The 16,272-nt window shown below is 65.1% G+C and carries 16 protein-coding genes; 8 read left to right on the top strand and 8 right to left on the bottom strand.

Features of this window, described 5'->3' with window-relative positions:
* Nucleotides 1-71: 71 nt before the first annotated feature.
* On the top strand, nucleotides 72-818 hold the full coding sequence (locus AC5ZFO_RS09670) for a hypothetical protein (protein WP_282521016.1): 747 nt from the start codon (nucleotides 72-74) through the stop codon (nucleotides 816-818).
* 51 nt (nucleotides 819-869) lie between these two features.
* Here AC5ZFO_RS09670 and AC5ZFO_RS09675 read toward each other — a convergent pair whose 3' ends face one another.
* Both AC5ZFO_RS09675 and AC5ZFO_RS09680 read right to left on the bottom strand, forming a co-directional pair.
* Nucleotides 870-1,169 carry a histone gene (locus tag AC5ZFO_RS09675; RefSeq protein WP_282521015.1) on the bottom strand — a complete coding sequence of 100 codons (300 nt, stop codon included), beginning with the start codon at nucleotides 1,167-1,169 and terminating at the stop codon, nucleotides 870-872.
* 64 nt (nucleotides 1,170-1,233) lie between these two features.
* Complete coding sequence (locus tag AC5ZFO_RS09680) at nucleotides 1,234-2,625, bottom strand: cryptochrome/photolyase family protein (RefSeq protein WP_496122048.1); 1,392 nt, start codon at nucleotides 2,623-2,625, stop codon at nucleotides 1,234-1,236.
* A gap of 169 nt (nucleotides 2,626-2,794) precedes the next feature.
* On the opposite strand from AC5ZFO_RS09680, the gene AC5ZFO_RS09685 reads away from it, so the two are divergent.
* Entirely contained in the window at nucleotides 2,795-4,525 is a 1,731-nt protein-coding gene (locus tag AC5ZFO_RS09685; RefSeq protein ID WP_282521014.1) for a methyl-accepting chemotaxis protein, read from the top strand.
* Between the two features lie 95 nt (nucleotides 4,526-4,620).
* Here AC5ZFO_RS09685 and AC5ZFO_RS09690 read toward each other — a convergent pair whose 3' ends face one another.
* Nucleotides 4,621-5,280: a peroxiredoxin gene (locus AC5ZFO_RS09690; RefSeq protein ID WP_014494579.1), complete on the bottom strand. Its 660-nt coding sequence runs from the start codon at nucleotides 5,278-5,280 to the stop codon at nucleotides 4,621-4,623.
* A gap of 392 nt (nucleotides 5,281-5,672) precedes the next feature.
* On the opposite strand from AC5ZFO_RS09690, the gene AC5ZFO_RS09695 reads away from it, so the two are divergent.
* Nucleotides 5,673-6,245 carry a hypothetical protein gene (locus AC5ZFO_RS09695; RefSeq protein WP_028154483.1) on the top strand — a complete coding sequence of 191 codons (573 nt, stop codon included), beginning with the start codon at nucleotides 5,673-5,675 and terminating at the stop codon, nucleotides 6,243-6,245.
* A 70-nt stretch (nucleotides 6,246-6,315) separates the two neighbouring features.
* Here the strand turns inward: AC5ZFO_RS09695 and AC5ZFO_RS09700 are convergent, their stop codons facing one another.
* Nucleotides 6,316-8,169, bottom strand: coding sequence for an alkaline phosphatase family protein (locus tag AC5ZFO_RS09700; protein ID WP_282521013.1), 1,854 nt, complete (start codon nucleotides 8,167-8,169; stop codon nucleotides 6,316-6,318).
* A 520-nt stretch (nucleotides 8,170-8,689) separates the two neighbouring features.
* Here AC5ZFO_RS09700 and AC5ZFO_RS09705 point away from each other — a divergent pair.
* Nucleotides 8,690-9,133: a hypothetical protein gene (locus AC5ZFO_RS09705; protein ID WP_282521012.1), complete on the top strand. Its 444-nt coding sequence runs from the start codon at nucleotides 8,690-8,692 to the stop codon at nucleotides 9,131-9,133.
* Nucleotides 9,134-9,151: 18 nt separating this feature from the next.
* Here AC5ZFO_RS09705 and AC5ZFO_RS09710 read toward each other — a convergent pair whose 3' ends face one another.
* Nucleotides 9,152-9,994 carry a GNAT family N-acetyltransferase gene (locus AC5ZFO_RS09710; RefSeq protein WP_282521011.1) on the bottom strand — a complete coding sequence of 281 codons (843 nt, stop codon included), beginning with the start codon at nucleotides 9,992-9,994 and terminating at the stop codon, nucleotides 9,152-9,154.
* 110 nt (nucleotides 9,995-10,104) lie between these two features.
* On the opposite strand from AC5ZFO_RS09710, the gene AC5ZFO_RS09715 reads away from it, so the two are divergent.
* Nucleotides 10,105-10,809 carry an SDR family oxidoreductase gene (locus AC5ZFO_RS09715; protein ID WP_282521010.1) on the top strand — a complete coding sequence of 235 codons (705 nt, stop codon included), beginning with the start codon at nucleotides 10,105-10,107 and terminating at the stop codon, nucleotides 10,807-10,809.
* A 278-nt stretch (nucleotides 10,810-11,087) separates the two neighbouring features.
* Nucleotides 11,088-11,915, top strand: coding sequence for an outer membrane protein (locus AC5ZFO_RS09720; RefSeq protein ID WP_496122007.1), 828 nt, complete (start codon nucleotides 11,088-11,090; stop codon nucleotides 11,913-11,915).
* 68 nt (nucleotides 11,916-11,983) lie between these two features.
* Here the strand turns inward: AC5ZFO_RS09720 and AC5ZFO_RS09725 are convergent, their stop codons facing one another.
* Nucleotides 11,984-13,039, bottom strand: a complete 1,056-nt coding sequence (locus AC5ZFO_RS09725; protein ID WP_496122008.1) for a serine hydrolase — start codon at nucleotides 13,037-13,039, stop codon at nucleotides 11,984-11,986.
* 280 nt (nucleotides 13,040-13,319) lie between these two features.
* On the opposite strand from AC5ZFO_RS09725, the gene AC5ZFO_RS09730 reads away from it, so the two are divergent.
* Together AC5ZFO_RS09730 and AC5ZFO_RS09735 are read left to right on the top strand one after the other, a co-directional pair.
* A complete protein-coding gene (locus tag AC5ZFO_RS09730) occupies nucleotides 13,320-13,709 on the top strand; it encodes an ArsR/SmtB family transcription factor (protein ID WP_063982661.1) in 390 nt (129 codons plus the stop codon).
* Nucleotides 13,709-14,200: an SRPBCC family protein gene (locus tag AC5ZFO_RS09735; RefSeq protein WP_282521007.1), complete on the top strand. Its 492-nt coding sequence runs from the start codon at nucleotides 13,709-13,711 to the stop codon at nucleotides 14,198-14,200. Before AC5ZFO_RS09730 ends, AC5ZFO_RS09735 begins: the two co-directional genes overlap by 1 nt.
* A gap of 169 nt (nucleotides 14,201-14,369) precedes the next feature.
* On the opposite strand, the gene AC5ZFO_RS09740 is transcribed toward AC5ZFO_RS09735, so the two are convergent.
* Together AC5ZFO_RS09740 and AC5ZFO_RS09745 are read right to left on the bottom strand one after the other, a co-directional pair.
* Entirely contained in the window at nucleotides 14,370-15,341 is a 972-nt protein-coding gene (locus AC5ZFO_RS09740) for a Bug family tripartite tricarboxylate transporter substrate binding protein (protein ID WP_282521006.1), read from the bottom strand.
* A gap of 36 nt (nucleotides 15,342-15,377) precedes the next feature.
* Nucleotides 15,378-16,259, bottom strand: coding sequence for an IclR family transcriptional regulator (locus AC5ZFO_RS09745; protein WP_282521005.1), 882 nt, complete (start codon nucleotides 16,257-16,259; stop codon nucleotides 15,378-15,380).
* Nucleotides 16,260-16,272: the final 13 nt, after the last annotated feature.

Here is a 16,272-nt window from a genome sequence, read left to right on the forward strand (position 1 = left end):
ATCCCTGACGTGCGGCGCGCGCGCGTGCTAGGCTGGACTGATTTCAGCTTCCCTTTGGCAAGGTGATTTCCATGAAGAAAGCGAGACGCGCGCTGCTCGGCAGGTCCTTGAGGCCGGTCCGGATTGCCTGCATCAATTACGCCGAGGAGATGATGAGCGAGCGGATGATGGGGAGGCTCACAGCGGCGCTCCAGAAATGCTACGACGAGCATTTCCTGCCGGTCTGGGGCTATCCCATCGACCTCGACGTCACCCGCAAGCCGAAGCCGACGGACTGGCAGCTGCTCTATTTTGACGACGCCACCCACAAGAACTTCCTCGGGCGACACGAGCTGACGCACCGCGGCCAGCCGATCTCAAAGATCTTTCTGAAGGCACTCGGCGAGGACGATCCGGTCAGCCTGGCGGCCTCGCACGAACTGTTCGAGATGGTGCTCGATCCCATGGCCAATCTGTGGGCCGACAAGACCCGGCACACCCAATATGCCTACGAGGTCTGCGACGCCGTGGAAGAGGAGTCTTTTCTCGTCAACGGCTTTCCGATGTCGAACTTCGTCTATCCGTCCTGGTTCGAACCGTTCGAGCATCCCCGCGGCACCAAATTCGACCATATGGGGTCTCTCAACGCGCCGTTCTCGATGACGGAAGGCGGCTATGTCATCAAGAAGGTCAACGGCCGGAAGGTGATCAAGCAGTTCGGCTCAACCGAGAAGCGGAAGCGCTTCGCCAAGGAGGACCGGCGCGGCCATCGCAGCGAATTTCGTGATCCGCAAGGCGAGCATCACCCGGGCCGGCGCGCAGCCAAGCGGCGAGGGTAGGGGTGAGTCTCCGGGCGCGCCCGCCCCCGGAGACCTGCTCGAGCGCTGCGATCAGCGCTTGGCCTTCTTTTTCGACTTGGCAGCCTTCTTCGCAGACTTCTTGGTGGCCTTCTTTGCAGTCTTCTTGGCCGCTTTCTTCGACGACTTCTTTGCAGCCTTCTTCGCAGATTTCTTGGATGCCTTCTTGGTCGCTTTCTTCTTGGAAGCCTTCTTCGGCGCTACTTTCTTCGCGACCTTCTTGGCGGCTTTCCTGACCTGCTTGACGGCGGTGACAGCGGCGTCCTGGGTCGCTTCCACGGCGGTGGTGATCGTGTCCAGCGCCTGTTCGGTGATCGGCTTCTCGTCGTCCATATCGTCCCCCACGGTTTATGGAGCGATGACGATAGCGGGTTTCATAATTGTGTCAAAGCAACGCTCAACCTTTGCGGATCCTTGCGTAGGCGGCGAGCGCGCGCTCGCGCCCCTTCGCGTGATCGATGATCGGCTGCGGATAGGTCTTGCCGAGCGTGACGCCCGCGCTCGCAAGCTCGATTGGTGATGCCTGCCAGGGCTGGTGGATCAGCTTGGCCGGCACGTCTTTCAGCTCGGGCACCCAGCGCCGGACATAGGCTCCATCAGGATCGAACTTCTCGCCCTGGAGAGTTGGATTGAACACGCGGAAATAAGGCGCGGCGTCGGCGCCGCAGCCGGCGACCCATTGCCAGTTGGCGGGATTGCTGCCGGCATCCGCATCGACCAGCGTGTCCCAGAACCAGCGCTCGCCGTCGCGCCAGTCGATCAGGAGATGCTTGACCAGGAAGGACGCCACCACCATCCGCACCCGGTTGTGCATCACGCCGGTGTGCCAGAGCTCGCGCAGGCCGGCGTCGACGATGGGATAGCCGGTGCGTCCGCGCTGCCAAGCGGCGAGCGCTTTCTTGTCTCCCTTCCAGGGAAAGCCATCGAAATTCGTTTGCAGGTTTTCGGTGGCAAGGCTCGGGTGATCGTGGAGGAGGTGGCGGCAGAATTCGCGCCAGCCGAGCTCGCTCAGGAACTTTTCGACGCCGGGCCCGATCGCGGGATTCTCCGCTGCGGCAAACCGCGCGGCGTGCCAGACCTGGCGCGGGCTGAGCTCGCCGAACCTCAAGTGAGGCGACAGGCTTGAAGTCCCCTCGCGATCCGGGCGGTCGCGATCGCCGACATAGACGCGCGCGGTGTGCTGGAGGAAGTCGCGGAGGCGTACGCGGGCCGAGGCTTCGCCCGGCGTCCAGGTCTGGCGCAGGCCGCCAGCCCAGTCGGGCTTTGTCGGCTCGAGCGTCCAGCTCTCCAGCGCGTCGCTGGCAAGCTGCGGGGCGGGGCGTAGCTCCCGCGGTGCGGGCAGAGGCTTGGGCGGATGGCCCAGCGACAGCACCCGCCGCCAGAACGGCGTGAACACGCGAAGGCCGCGGCCCTCCTTGTTGCGGATCGCCGAGGGTGGCGCCAGCAAGTCGCCAGGGAAGCTCTGCGAGTCCACGCCGAGCTTTGCCAGCGCCGCTTCGAGCTGTTTCTCGACGGCCTGGTGTGGCGCCTGCGCGACCCCGTTCCAGTAGACCATTGCGGCTCCGCTCTCGCGCGCCACTTCGGGGATCACCTTGGCCGCCGGACCCTTGCGCAGGATCAGCGATCCGCCGCGCGTTGCGATCTCGGCGCCGAGCGCCCGCAGCGACTGCGCCAGCCACCAGCGCGTCGCGCCGCCCGGCACCCGTCCGGCCATCTCATCCATCACATAGAGGCAGATCACCGGCGAACCTGTCTTCGCGGCAGCATGGAGGGCGGGATGGTCGGACAGGCGGAGGTCATCGCGGAACCAGACGATGACAGGCGGCGCGCTTGGCGTGGTCAGGGCAGGCCTCGTTTACAATTTGGCAAGCATGCCGCGTGTGGCGGTGTGAACCGTCGTTAATTCGGTCGTAAGCCGATTGCATGAATATGCAGGAATTCCGGGGGTGGTTCCATTCATGTCCAACCGTGCGACGGCAAAGTTCTTGCCGCAACTCAAGCTGGGTACCAAGGCCGTCCTGTGCGCCGTGCTGCTGATCGCCGTGAACACGGCGCTCGTGGTCGGCGCCGGCTACTGGTCGCTCACCTCCGCCTTCAACGATCGTGCGCTGCGCGACATCGAGGTCAATTTGCGCACGCTGGCGCTGGCTTTTGCCGAGGTCGTTCCCGACGCCAAGATCACGATGCGGGATGGCGGGGTGGCGCGCGCCGAGATTCCCAGAATGCCGGAGTTCAGGGATCACGCCATCGTCGATCGCGCGGTGTCCTATGTCGGCGGCAACGCGACCCTGTTCGTGTTCGATGATGCGAGCGGGCAGTTCGTCCGCCGCTCGACCAACGTGAAGAAGGAGAACGGCGACCGCGCTGTCGGGACCCAGCTTGCCGCCGATCATCCCGGGCAGGCCGTCCTGCGCCGCGGCGAGGCGTACAAGGGCCCGGCCACGCTGTTCGGCAAAACCTTCATGACCGCCTATTTCCCGGTCGCGGATGCCACCGGCAAGGTCGTCGGCATTCTCTATGTCGGCATCCCGATGGCGCAGCTCGAGAGCATGCTGACCCAGGCCATCGAGAGCATGGCGATTGCGGCCGGTATCGCCGCGCTCCTGGTCCTGGTCCTCACCTTGCTGGTCGTCCGCCGTATCACCAGGCCGCTCACCTCGGTCACGCGCTCGCTGACGGCGCTCGCCGAAGGCCAGAGCGACGTCGAGATCGATTGCGAGGATCGCGCCGACGAGATCGGCGAGATCGCCCGCACGGTCGCCGTATTCAAGAGCAACTCGCTGGAGCGGGCGCGCCTGCGCAGCGAGCAGAGCGCGGCCACGGCTGCCGCGGCAGAGCAGCGCAAGGCGGAGCTGCGCAACTTCGTCGAGCAGTTCCGCGGCAGCGTCGGCGGCATCCTCGACAAGGTGCTGAGCTCCTCCGGTGAGTTCGAGCGGGTGGCGCGGCAACTCACCGACACCGCACGCTCCACCGCCGATCTGTCGGCGCAGTCGGCCGGCGCGTCCGAGAACGCCTCCGAGCACGTGCGCACGGCGGCCTCGGCCTCCGACGAACTGTCCCAGTCGATCTCCGAGATCACCCGCCGGGTGCAGGAATCGAACGAGATCTCCGCCGAGGCGGTACGGCAGGCCGAAGCCACCGACCAGCGCATGGCGCAGCTCTCGGAGGCGGGGGCGCGCATCGGCGACGTCGTCAAGCTGATCACCTCGATCGCCGAGCAGACCAATCTTCTGGCGCTGAACGCCACCATCGAGGCCGCGCGCGCCGGGGACGCCGGTCGCGGCTTCGCGGTGGTGGCCCAGGAGGTCAAGACGCTCGCCGGCCAGACCGCCAAGGCGACGGACGAGATCTCGAACCAGATCGCCAGCATGCAGCTTGCAACGGAGGAATCGGTCACCGCCATCAAGGCGATCGGCCAGACCATCGAGCGCATCAGCGGCATCGCGGGCTCGATCTCGGCCGCGGTCGAGCAGCAGAGGAGCGCCACCCACAACATCGCGGCCAGCGTTCGCGCGGCCGCCTCCGGTACCGCCGATGTCGCGGTCAATGTCCGTCACGCCGCCAAGGGCGCGAGCGAGACGGGAGAGACCTCGAGCCGGATGTTCGCCTCTGCCCAGGCGCTGTCAGGCGAGAGCCTGCATCTGAAAGCCGAGGTCGACAGCTTCCTCGACGGCGTGCATGCGGCTTAACTCATGCTGTCATTCCGGGGGCGGTGCGCAGCACCGCCCCCGGAATCTCGAGATCCCGGGTCTGGTCCTTCGGACCATCCCGGGATGACAGTGGCTTATTTCGGCTGCGGCACGATGCGGATGTAGGGCTTCGGTTCCTTCCAGCCCTGCGGATAGATCGTCTTCGCCTCGTCGTTGGAAACCGAGCCGGCGATGATGACGTCCTCGCCCTGCGTCCAGTCGGCCGGCGTGGCGACGCGATGCTTGGCGGTGAGCTGAAGCGAGTCGATGACGCGCAGGATCTCCTGAAAGTTCCGGCCTGTGGTCATCGGATAGACCAGCACCAGCTTGATCTTCTTGTCCGGCCCGATGATGAAGACGTTGCGGACGGTCTGGTTGTCGGCCGGCGTGCGGGTGAGGGGATCGCCCGAGGTCGAAGCCGGCAGCATCTCGTAGAGCTTCGACACGTTGAAGTCGGTGTCGCCGATCATCGGGTAGTTGGGGGCGGCGCCTTGGGTCTCCTTGATGTCCTCCGACCATTTGGAATGGCGGTCGACCGGATCGACCGAAAGGCCCATCAGCTTGACGCCGCGCTTGTCGAATTCCGGCTTCAGCTTGGCAAGCGCGCCGAGTTCGGTCGTACAAACCGGCGTGAAGTCCTTGGGGTGGGAGAACAGGAGGGCCCAGCTATTGCCGATCCAGTCGTGGAACTTGATCTTCCCTTCGGTGGTCTCGGCTTCGAAGTCGGGCGCGGTGGTGCCGATCGGAAGTGTCATGGTTCTACCTCATCTCATTGAATTTACTATAGAATTTATCTTCGGCCGTCGCGGTCAGTATAGGCTCTCCGCGACCCCAAGTGAACGTCAAGTGAACCGCTTCAAGTAAAATGTGAATTTCTTCTCTGAAGGGCCGATTTCCTAGCACCTTTCTGTTACAGCCGCGCGTGCGACGAAACATCTCGACCGGAGCCGTACGGTTTCGATTGCCCCCATAAAGCCTTTTATGACCCGCATCACGCTCGCCCCGACGCCTCCGGAACCGAAATGGTCCTCGTAGCGACTAATCGGCAACCATTGAGAAAAGTCGCGATCCCCGTATCGAATCATTAACCACCCCTTTACGCCCGCATGAAAATGCTGGTCGATCAGAAGAAATCTGGAAGTGAACTATGTCTGCCGCTGCGCATAAGTCTGTTGAGTCGCCGTCCCTCGAACCGTCCTGCCGCGATACCGCGGCTCATGCATTGACCGTCGTGCGCGACGGCGTGATCACGGGCGAAGGCCCGACCACCAAGGGCCGGGTCCACTTTTCCCGCTCGCTCGATGCCGATGACACCGCCTGGTGCGCGCGCATCCTGACCGCCACGGCCGTCAACGACCAGCCGGTCAGCCGCGCCGAAGCCGAGGCGCTGTTCGAGATCAATGAAGCCGCAACCGAGCGCACCGATGGCGGCCGGTTCGACGACCTGCTCGCCAAGGCCGTTGCCCATTACGCCGCGAGCGCCTCGGGCCTGAAGGTGCCGCCGCGCAGCGTCGCGCTGTCGGCAGAGTCCGAGATCGAGAGCTGGGCGCCGTCCTACGCCGCCAAGGTCAACAGCGAGATGCTGGAGTGGATCGCCGGACAGATGCGCGGCAAGCGCCAGAACAACCGTCGCCTGATGGCGATGGTGGCGACCTTCCTGGGCGCCACCGCGCTGCCTTTGGCGGGCCAGTTGCCGAACGTGTTCGACATCGGCATGTAAAAGATCTGGGCCTGTAAGAATTAGACGAGACTGTCGCGCCCCTTGCGAGGCGCGACAGACGGCGGCGGGGTTATTTCCCCGCCGTTTTTTGTTTGTCGGTGTTCGGCTCGAGCCCGAGCGTGCGGCCTGGGAATCCGGCGGCGTCGAAATAGCGCTGGCTGCCGACGCGCTGGAAGTTCAGCACGGTCACCAGGCCGCCCTCGGCGGGCTTGGACTTCAGCGTGCCGGTATAGGCCTTCGGCACGATGCCGTTGGGCAGGGCCTCCGACATTACGCGGCCGACCAGGCCGCCGTTCTGCGAGCTGCGCAGGCCCATGAGCTGGGCGGCCGTCATGCCGACATCGGCATTGCTCACGGGGATCTGGCTGACATAGCCGGCTTTGAAGTCCGGACCGATCGCGGCCATGAAGTTCATGGTGTCGCCGCGGCTGAAGCTGCCATGCATGCCCTGGCCCTGGCGCAGCACGGTGTCGGCGACCTGCACCGAGCAGTTGGTCGGCGCCTCACCGCAATCGCTCGCATAGGAGCGAAAATTGACGACGATCGCCGGCGTTGGCGTCGCCGACTTGCCGCGCAGATTGATGCTCGACAGCGGCAGGGTACCAGGGATGCGGCCGAGCGAGTCGTCCACGAACAGGCCGGAGACGTAATCCTGCTCGAGCAGCGCCTTGACGGTCTTGACCGCCAGCTTCTTGTCCTTGTTCGGCAGGTAGATCAGGTCCGAGCCGCCATTGGTGGCGATGACGAGGTCAGGCTTGGTCGGATCCTTGCCGAGCACGCCGTTGCCGGCCTTCGGATGGGCGTTGCCGGTGACGGCGGCGTTCTTGTCGTTGGGGTCGAACAGCGGCAGGTCGAGCGCCTTGGCGAGGTCGATTGCCAAAAAGCCCATCGGCAAAAAGTCCTTCGGCGTGTCGTCATAGCTGACCTTGGCCGAGGGGCTGGTCTTGCTCTCCTTGGAGATGGTCGAGAAGCCGTGGTCGGCCTGGATCATGATGTTGGTATTCGCGGCCAGCCCGAGCTCGTCGAGCGCCTTGCGGAGCTGGGCGAGGTTGTTGTCGGCGTTCTTGATGCTCGCCATCGTGCTCGGGCCGTTGATGCCCGGCTTGATCTGGTTGAGGCTGTCGCCCTGGTTGTGCTGGGTGCCGTCAGGGTCGCGCGACCAGAACACCAGTACGAACGGCTTGTTGCGTGCCTTGAACATCGGCAGCACGACCTTGGCGGCGACGTCGGCGAAATAAGCCTGCTGCGCGACATTGGCGACAATGGTGCCCGGCGTCTTGGCGTCGCCGGCCTTGCCGTTGTCGCCGCGGCTCGGGGTGGTGAGGGGGAGGCCGGCCTTGGTCAGCGCGTCTTTCATCTCGTCGGACAGCGCCACGCCGTTCTTGCCGCCGGTGGAATCGTCGATGACGATCGAATGCTGGCCGGGCTTCTCGGGCTTGTCAGTGTGGTCCCATTGGTAGGTCGGGCCGACCTTGCCGATCGCCGCCGTGCTGAGGCCCTTGTCGCGGGCCATCTTCAGGACGGTTTCCTCGTTGAGATAGTCGCCCTTGAAATGCTCGTCGATGTCGCCGAGCACGGCGTCGTTCTCGATGAAGGGGACCACGGTGTCGCCGGCGGGGACAGACGTATAGTTGGTCCAGATCGTGTTGGAGAACACGCCGGTGTCGCCGAGATAGTGACCGGTCGACATCGCCGAGCCGTTGGCCATGGTGAAGGTCGGGAAGAGGGAATGCGGGTTCTTGAAATTGACGCCCTTGTCGCGAACCTCGGCCATCGCCGGCGCGGTCTCCGGCGTCACCTTCAGCGCGCGCAGACCGTCCGGAATGAACAGGATCAGGTTGCGGGGCGTGTTGTTCTGGGCGGAGGCTAGTCCGGTGGACAAGACTGTCAGTCCGGCGGACAGCAACACCAGTGAACGGCGCATCGAAATCTCCTGCGGTGAGGCGGCAATGGCCGCGACCGCGGCCCCCGGCCATCGTTTAGTTTTGCTGCATGACAGTTTTGTTACAAGTCCCGGGGAGCATGCAGATGTGATGGGGGGTGACCAGGCATCCACGGATTCGTCGTTATCGGGCACGAGATCACGGTCATTGCACTCAACGCCTCAGCGCCGTCATTGCGAGCACAGCGAAGCAATCAGAATTCCTCCGCGGCAAAACCCTGGCTTGCTTCGTTGCGCTCGCAATGACGGAGGAAACGCCTTCAAGCAAAATTGCCACCGCCGATTCGGTGAGCGCGATCAACTCCGATCAACCGGTCAAGAGGACGGCATTCCCCGGAACGAAGTGTCTGAAATCAGCACAGAATTCCGGGCGTTCTGCCGCACTGGGTACCCCGTTAATCCCGTGCCTTAACCAACAATTAATTATAGGTTTGCGGGTGGGTGACGGCCCGGCCTAGCGTGCGGTGGGGAGCCGCCGAAGCCAAACGAGTTGGTGCGTATCATGATGTCCAGATCATATGGGGCGCTCTTCGCCTCGCTCAGCGCAGCCGCGCTGCTCCTTTCTGCCAATGACGGTTTTGCCAGGCCCGGCGCCACCGCCACCGCCGCGCACGGGATGGCGCCTTCCGGCGCGATCGCGCGTCCGCAGATCGGTCCTGGCGCCCGGTTCCGCGGCCGCAACACGCCCTGGGTCTATTGGCCGGGCGGCGGCGGGTTCTACGACAACGCAGGCTATAACCAGCCTTTCGTCGATGCCGGGCAGCCGGCCTCCACCGACGTGCGTTACACCTATACGTACGACGTTCCCTGGGACTGGACCCATCGCTTCCCGCCGAACGTGGTGCCGTCCGACCGGCCCTATGTGCCAAGCTGCCCGACGGAGCAGGTGACGGTGCCCGGCCGCGGCGGTGGCGAGCACACCGTCAACATCATGCGCTGCTACTGAGCAGCCTAGCCCGCTCAGCTAGCCCAGCTCAAAGCTGGTCACGCCGAAAATGCGGTCGATCCCCAGTGGCGGGATCGGCCCTGTGTACATCCGCGCCGTCTCGAACACCGGCTTGAGCCCGAGAGATTCCGCGAGCGCAATGGCCTCGCGATTGATCGCGGGGACGTCGAGGAAGACTTCGCCGCCGCCTGCGCTCGCGAGCAGCGCCTGCACGATCGCTTCCGCCGCTCCGCGGTCGTCGGCGACAAGCGGGCCGATCTTGTGTCCGGTCCGGCAGGGCCGGATCACCCCCCATGCCGCGAGCTTGCCGTCGCGCAGCAGCGCGCCGCCGAGATGGCCTGATGTGTTGATCCAGGCGCGCAGGAAGGTGCTGCGCGCGGCTGGGAACACGGTCGCGTCGTCGGCTTCAACGAGCGCGAACGGGACATTGTCGAGGGCTGCGATTTCGGCGGGCGGATTCGGCGGCGCGGCGGCGATGCCGCCGTAGCGGATATTGGCGTAGGCAAGCTGGAAGCCGGACTTCTTGTAATTGTCCTGCTGCGCGACGACGCCGTCGAGCCCGATCACGCGAGCGCCCGCATGCGCGATCGCAGCGTTCCAGATGCGCAGGCCGTGGCCCGCGCCGCGAAAGCCTGAGCGCACGATGTAGAAGCCGAGGAAGGCGAAGCGATCATCGTAATTGACGCAGGAGATTGTTGCGACCGGCTCGCCGTCGATCTCGCCGACGAAGAAGCCTTTCTCGTCCGGGATGGCGAAACAGGCGGCGTCGCCGAGGCCCGGATTCCAGCCCTCGGCCGCGGCCCAGTCGACGGCGGTGGCGATCTCCTCGGGGCGCAAATTGCGGATCTGCAGATCGCTCATGACGGATGCCTTGACGGGCCTTGGGCGGTGGACCTGGCGGCAGGTCCGGCGGTAGAAGGCCTCATGATAGGCCGGGCCCGGGGCTCGCCTCAACACAGGGATGATCGGTCATGGCAGCAGAGAAGGTCGCACTGGTCACCGCCGGCGGCAGCGGCATGGGGGCAGGGGCTGCGCGGCGGCTCGCGGCCGACGGCTTTCGCGTCGCGATCCTGTCGTCCTCCGGCAAGGGCGAGGCGCTGGCAGTCGAGCTCGGCGGCCTCGGCGTCACCGGCTCCAACCAGTCGAACGATGATCTGAAGCGGCTCGTCGACGGGGCAATGGCCAGATGGGGACGCATCGACGTGCTCGTCAACAGCGCCGGCCACGGGCCGCGCGCGGCGATCACGGAGATCACCGACGAGCAGTGGCACACCGGTCTCGACACGTATCTCCTCAACGTGATCCGGCCGACCCGGCTGGTGACGCCGGTGATGCAGGCGCAGAAGAGCGGCGCCATCATCAACATCTCGACCGCCTGGGCATTCGAGCCGAGCGCGATGTTTCCGACCTCTGCGGTGTTCCGCGCAGGCCTTGCCGCCTTCACCAAGATCTTCACCGACACCCACGCCGCCGACAACATCCGCATGAACAACGTGCTGCCGGGCTGGATCGACAGCCTGCCGCAGACCGATGCGCGGCGCGACAGCGTGCCGATGAAGCGCTACGGCAAGGTCGAGGAGGTCGCGGCGACGGTGTCGTTCCTGGCCTCCGACGGCGCGGCCTACATCACAGGCCAGAATATCCGCGTCGACGGCGGACTGACGCGCTCGGTGTGAGTCGGCGCGCGGCTTCGCTCCGCCATTTCCGTGCACTTGTCGTAACGCGACGCGTGGCTTGCGCGGTGCGCCGCTGCGGCGGGGCGACGCGTGGCGTTCGGGTCACACTCGTCGCTGGTCTTGCGCGATAAGTCACCGACTACGTCACAGTCCATACGAACTGCGCCGCAGACCGAGACGAACAGACATGCTCCGCCTATTCCCGATCTGCGCCGGATGGCTCCCACCAGCGCGTATCGAAAACGCGAGATCAAGCGCGTGGGGGAATGGAGATTGGAATGAAGAAGCTTTTGCTGGCGGTCGCTTCGATTGTGCTCGGCACCGCATCCGTGCAGGCGGCCGACCTCGCGGCGCAATACACCAAGGCGCCGGTCATGGCGCCAGCCTACAACTGGACCGGCTTTTACATCGGCGGCAATGTCGGCGGGCAGTGGGGCAACTCCGATCTGAACACCTCGACGGTGTTCTCTCCGACCGGCTATTTTGCGGCGAGCAGCGTCCCCGCCATCAACACGGTCGGCGCCCAGGGCGTCAACAGCTCCAGCGTGACCGGCGGCTTTACGGCGGGCTACAACTGGCAAGTCAACCACGCCGTGCTCGGCCTCGAAGGTGACATCAACTATTTCGGTTTCAAGGGCAGCGCGACGGGCTCTGCGCTCTATCCCTGCTGCGCCCCGACAGGCTTTAATGTGTCGTCGTCGGTCTCGGCCGATTGGCTCGCCACCATCCGTGGCCGCATCGGCTTCCTCGTGGCTCCGACCTGGCTGCTGTACGCGACGGGCGGCGCGGCGATCTCCGAGGTGAAGGGCAATTTCAACTTCACCGACACGTTCGCGGCCGCGACCGAGTCGGGCACGATCCGCGACACGCGCCTCGGCTGGACCGCGGGCGTCGGCACCGAATATGCCGTCGGTGGCGGCTGGTCGCTCAAGGCCGAATATCTCTATGTCGATCTTGGCCGCGCCAGCGTGACCAGCACCAATCTGGTCGGCGGCGTAACGAAATATCCGAGCAACGTTTATACCCACTCGGTCGATCTCAAGTCGAACATCGTGCGCGTCGGCGTGAACTACAAGTTCGGCGGACCGGTCGTCGCCAGGTACTGAGCATCCCGTTCCGATCCTGGTGTGGAAAGCCCCGGCTCTGCCGGGGCTTTCTGTTTCTGCGAGCAAGTTCAGTGCGAAGCCACGAGCTTGGCCAGTGCAGGCAGGACCTTGTAGCGAACGATCTCATGCGGATATTCGCCGCGATTGGCGAGCAGGACCATGGCGATCCGTCGCGCCGGCACAAGACCGAGATAGCCGGAGGCGTTGTTGAGGCCGCCCGGCTTGTCGACGATGGTGACGTCGGGAAGGCGCACATTCTCCCAGGCCATCGCCTCGCCGAACTTGTCGTTAACCCGGAAGACTTCGCGCTGAGTCAGCCGCAACGCCTCGCGCAGATGCGGGTCGATCGAGCGGCCGTCGACGTTGGCGGCGACGAATGCCGCGAGATCCCGCGCGGAAGAGAACATCTGGCCCGTGCCGGGAAAATCAAAATAGCTCTGCTGGTTGCCGGGTGGGCCGATCGGCGTGCCCTGATCCGAATAGCCCTGGACCACGCGCTGCATCCACGCCGCATCCATGACGGCGCGGCTGTCTTCGCCGCGTTCGGGCACGGAGGTCGCATTCATGCCAAGTGGTTTGAGGATGCGCTGATCGAACAGCGTTGCGATCGGGGTGCCGTAGCAGCGCTCGAGCACGAGCTGAAGCAGCACGTAACAGGCGTGGCTGTAGATGCGCTGCTTGCCGGGCGCTTCGCCGGTCTGCGGCTCGAAGGCGTTGAACATGTCGATGAACTGCGCCCGCGAGAACGAGTCGTTCGGCCAAGGTGGATGGTCGGTCGACAGCAGCATGCCCGACGTGTGCGTGGCGAGCTGGCCGACGGTGACGCGGCGGACATAGTCGCCGGTCAGCTCGGGCAGATATTTTGGCAGGGCATCGTCGGGCCGCAATTCGCCGCGGAGCGAGCCCAGCGCCACCAGCGTTGCCTCGAAGGGCTTTCTCAGGGAACCGAGGTTGAACAACGTATCCGGTGTGACAGGCCTTCGCGTGGCGTCGTCAGCAAAGCCATAGTTGAAGAATTCGACATGTCCGCCGGCGCAGAGCGCGGCGGCGAGGCCGCCCGGCTGGTCCGGCGTCATGGTCGGGGTCAGCTCACCCGCAACGATGTCGCGCATCTGCGCGATCATGTCGGAATCAGCCGATGCGCGACGCGACCAGGCAAGCGCGAGGGGAACCAGCGCAGCCCGTGCGAGGGCCCGCCGGGTGAGGTGTGATGAGGTGACAACAGACGGCACGGCTCTGACGCATGATGCGATGCGCCCCCTGTCTCTTCTAACGGGGAGGGCCGGCTGCCCCAATTCACGATTGCGCGTTGTGGGTTCCGGCGGCGGGAGCTTGCGGAAAAATACTTATCTTGTGGGCTAACAATTATTGACGCCGGGCGGTGGCGGGTCTATAGTTAGCTTCATGGCTAACCAACTATCCCAGCTCGACCATGTCTTCGCAGCCCTTGCCGATCCCACGAGGCGGGCGATCGTGATGCGGCTGTGCGCCGGCGAGGCGTCGGTCGGCGAGCTCGCCGATCCGTTCGAGATGGCGCTGCCGAGCTTCATGAAACACATCCATGTGCTGGAGACGAGCGGGCTCGTTCAGTCGGAGAAATCCGGCCGCGTGCGCACCTGCCGTCTCAGCCCGGACGCGCTCGTCGGCGCGGAGGACTGGTTCCAGCAGCAGCGCGCGATCTGGGAGGCGCGGCTCGACCGGTTCGAGGCTTACGTCATGCAACTGAAGAAAGAGAAGGAGAGGGCGGCCGCCAAACGGCCGTCCCGCACAACCAAACGGAAAGGTTCTGAGTGATGACGAATTCTGCCAATCCCGTTCTGTCGCAATGGTCGATCGACCGCGAGATCGTGATGTCGCGCGTGATCGACGCGCCGCGCGACCTGGTGTTCGAGGCGTGGTCCGATCCAAAACATCTCCCGCAATGGTTCGGGCCGAAGGGCTTCAAGCTCGAGACCTTCGAGATCGACGTGCGCGTCGGCGGCGTCTGGCGCTTCAACATGATCGGCCCCGACGGCACCGTCTATCCGAACCGCATGCGCTTCCGCCGCATCGAGCGGCCGTCGCTCATGGAGATGGATCACGGCGTCGACCAGGACGAGGATCCCGGCATGTTCCGCTTCACCATCACCTTTGCCGAGCAGAGCAACGGCAAGACCGTGCTGATGATGCGGCAACTGGCCTCGAGCACCGAGCAGCGCGACGGCATGATCGGCTTCGGTGCCGTCGAATATGGCTACCAGACGCTGGATAAGCTGGCGGCGTATGTGGGTGGGATGAAGAGGTAGCGGCACCTTCAGTCGTCATGCCCGGGCTTGACCCGCCTGCGCGGCCGAAGCCGCTTCGGCGAGGCGAAGGCCCGGGCATCCACGTCTGGCGTCGTGTGCGGAGGCGCGTGGATGGCCGGGGCAAGCCCGGCCATGAGGGATGAGAGAACTGCGCCGCCTCACTCGTTCTTCACTCCCCCTTCAATCCGGCCTCGCGGATCAGCACGGTCCATCTCTGCGTCTCGTTGTCGATGAACTGGCCGAACTCTGCGGCGCTGCTCGCGCGCACTTCCAGGCCCTGGGCGGTGAGCTTGTCCTTTACGGCAGGGGTGGCGAGGACGCGCGCGACTTCGGCTTGAAGCTTGTCGACGAGCGGCCGCGGCGTCGTGGCCGGCGCCATGAAGCCGAACCAGCCGGCGGCGATCACCTTCGGAAATCCCTGTTCGCGCAAGGTCGGCGCCTGCGGATAGAGCGGGCTGCGCTCGCTGGAGGCAACGCCCAGCACTCTGAACTTGCCGCTCTGGATGTAGGGCAGCGCGGTCGGCAGCGCCGTCAGCGTCGCATCGACGCGGCCCGCAAGCAGCTCGGTGTAGGAGGCCGCGTCGCCGCGGAAGGGGATGTTGAGTCCCTTGACGCCGGCATCCCGGAACAGGAGCTCGCCGGCGAGATGCGGCTGCGAACCGGCGCCGGGCGAGGCGAAGGTCAGTCCGTCCGGCTTCGACTTGCCGTAGGCGATCAGCTCGGGAAGCGTCTTGAACGGCGCATCGGCGCTGATGATCAGGAACAGTGGCGCGATCACCGCCATCGCGACGGGCTGGAGATCCCCGCGATCGTAGGTGAGCGTGCCGAACAGCGCCTCTGCGGTGGCGTAGGGCGCCGCGACGTAGAGAAACGTGTAGCCGTCGCCCGGCGCGTGGGCGACGAGGTCATTCGCAATACGCGTGCCGGCGCCCGGCTTGTTCTCGACGATGAACTGCTGGTGCAGGCTGCGGCCGAACTCTTCGGCAAGGAGGCGCAGCGAGATGTCGTTGGAGCCGCCGGGCCCGTAGGGCGAGATCAGCCGCACCAGGCGCGACGGCCAGGCGTCAGCGCGCGCGGCGAATGGAAATCCGGACAGGGAAAGGGCGAGGGTGCCCAGCAATGTTCGGCGTGTGATGGTCATGTCGGCCTCCCGGGGGTGGAGCGCCAGTGTTCTTGTTCATCTCCTGGCCCTCTTCTTGTTTTGTTTCTGTGTCTCCGCCGGCCTTGCCGTGCCGACGATAGCGCGGATGCTATCGGCGAGTGCCGCGATGCGCGGGCCGATCTCGCCCTCCAGTTGGCCCGGCTGGAGCCGGAACGCGGGGATGCCGCAATTGATCGAGAACGACTGCCTGGTTTCGCTCGCGTGAAACAGCGGCGCCGCGACGGCGTGGATCGAGGCCATGTATTCGCCCCAGCAGATGCAGAAGCCACGGCTCGCGCATTGCACAAGGCCGGCGCGGTATCTTTCGCGGAAGGCTGACCAGAGTTCGGCGTCCTCGCTTGCGAGGCGCTCTTCGAGGAGCGCGGCATCGGTCTGCGGCAAGGTTGCAGCCGCGGCGCGGCCCATCGCCGTCATGACCACGGGAATGGGCATGCCGATGTCGGGGACGTGCGGGCCGACGTCGCCGGAGCGCGCGGTCTCGACATAGATCATGGAGGTCGCATCCAGCAGGCCGATGGAGACGGTGCCGCGCACGCTCTGCGCAAGCTCCTGCATCATGGGGCGCGCGACCTGGCGGAACTGCATGTCGGCGAGCAGCGGATGCGCCATGTGAAGTGTGCGCGCGCCGACGCGATATTTGGCGCGATCGGGATCGTAGCGAAGATAGCCAAGCTCGGCGAGCGTATGCGTCAGCCGCGCCACCGTCGGTCGCGGAATCCCCGTCAGAATCGACAGCTCCATGTTGCCGAGCAACGTCGTGCCGGCCTTGAAGGCTTCGAGCACCACGAGGCCCTTTGCGAGTGTCGTCGCGAACGCGGCATCATCGCCGCGCGACGCCAGCACCGCGGCGGCGGACGAGGAAGCTTGGGGCGCTTTGGACCGAATAGTTTGGACCATAGCCTTCTTATGG

The organism is Bradyrhizobium sp. Unk1 (genome assembly GCF_059512345.1).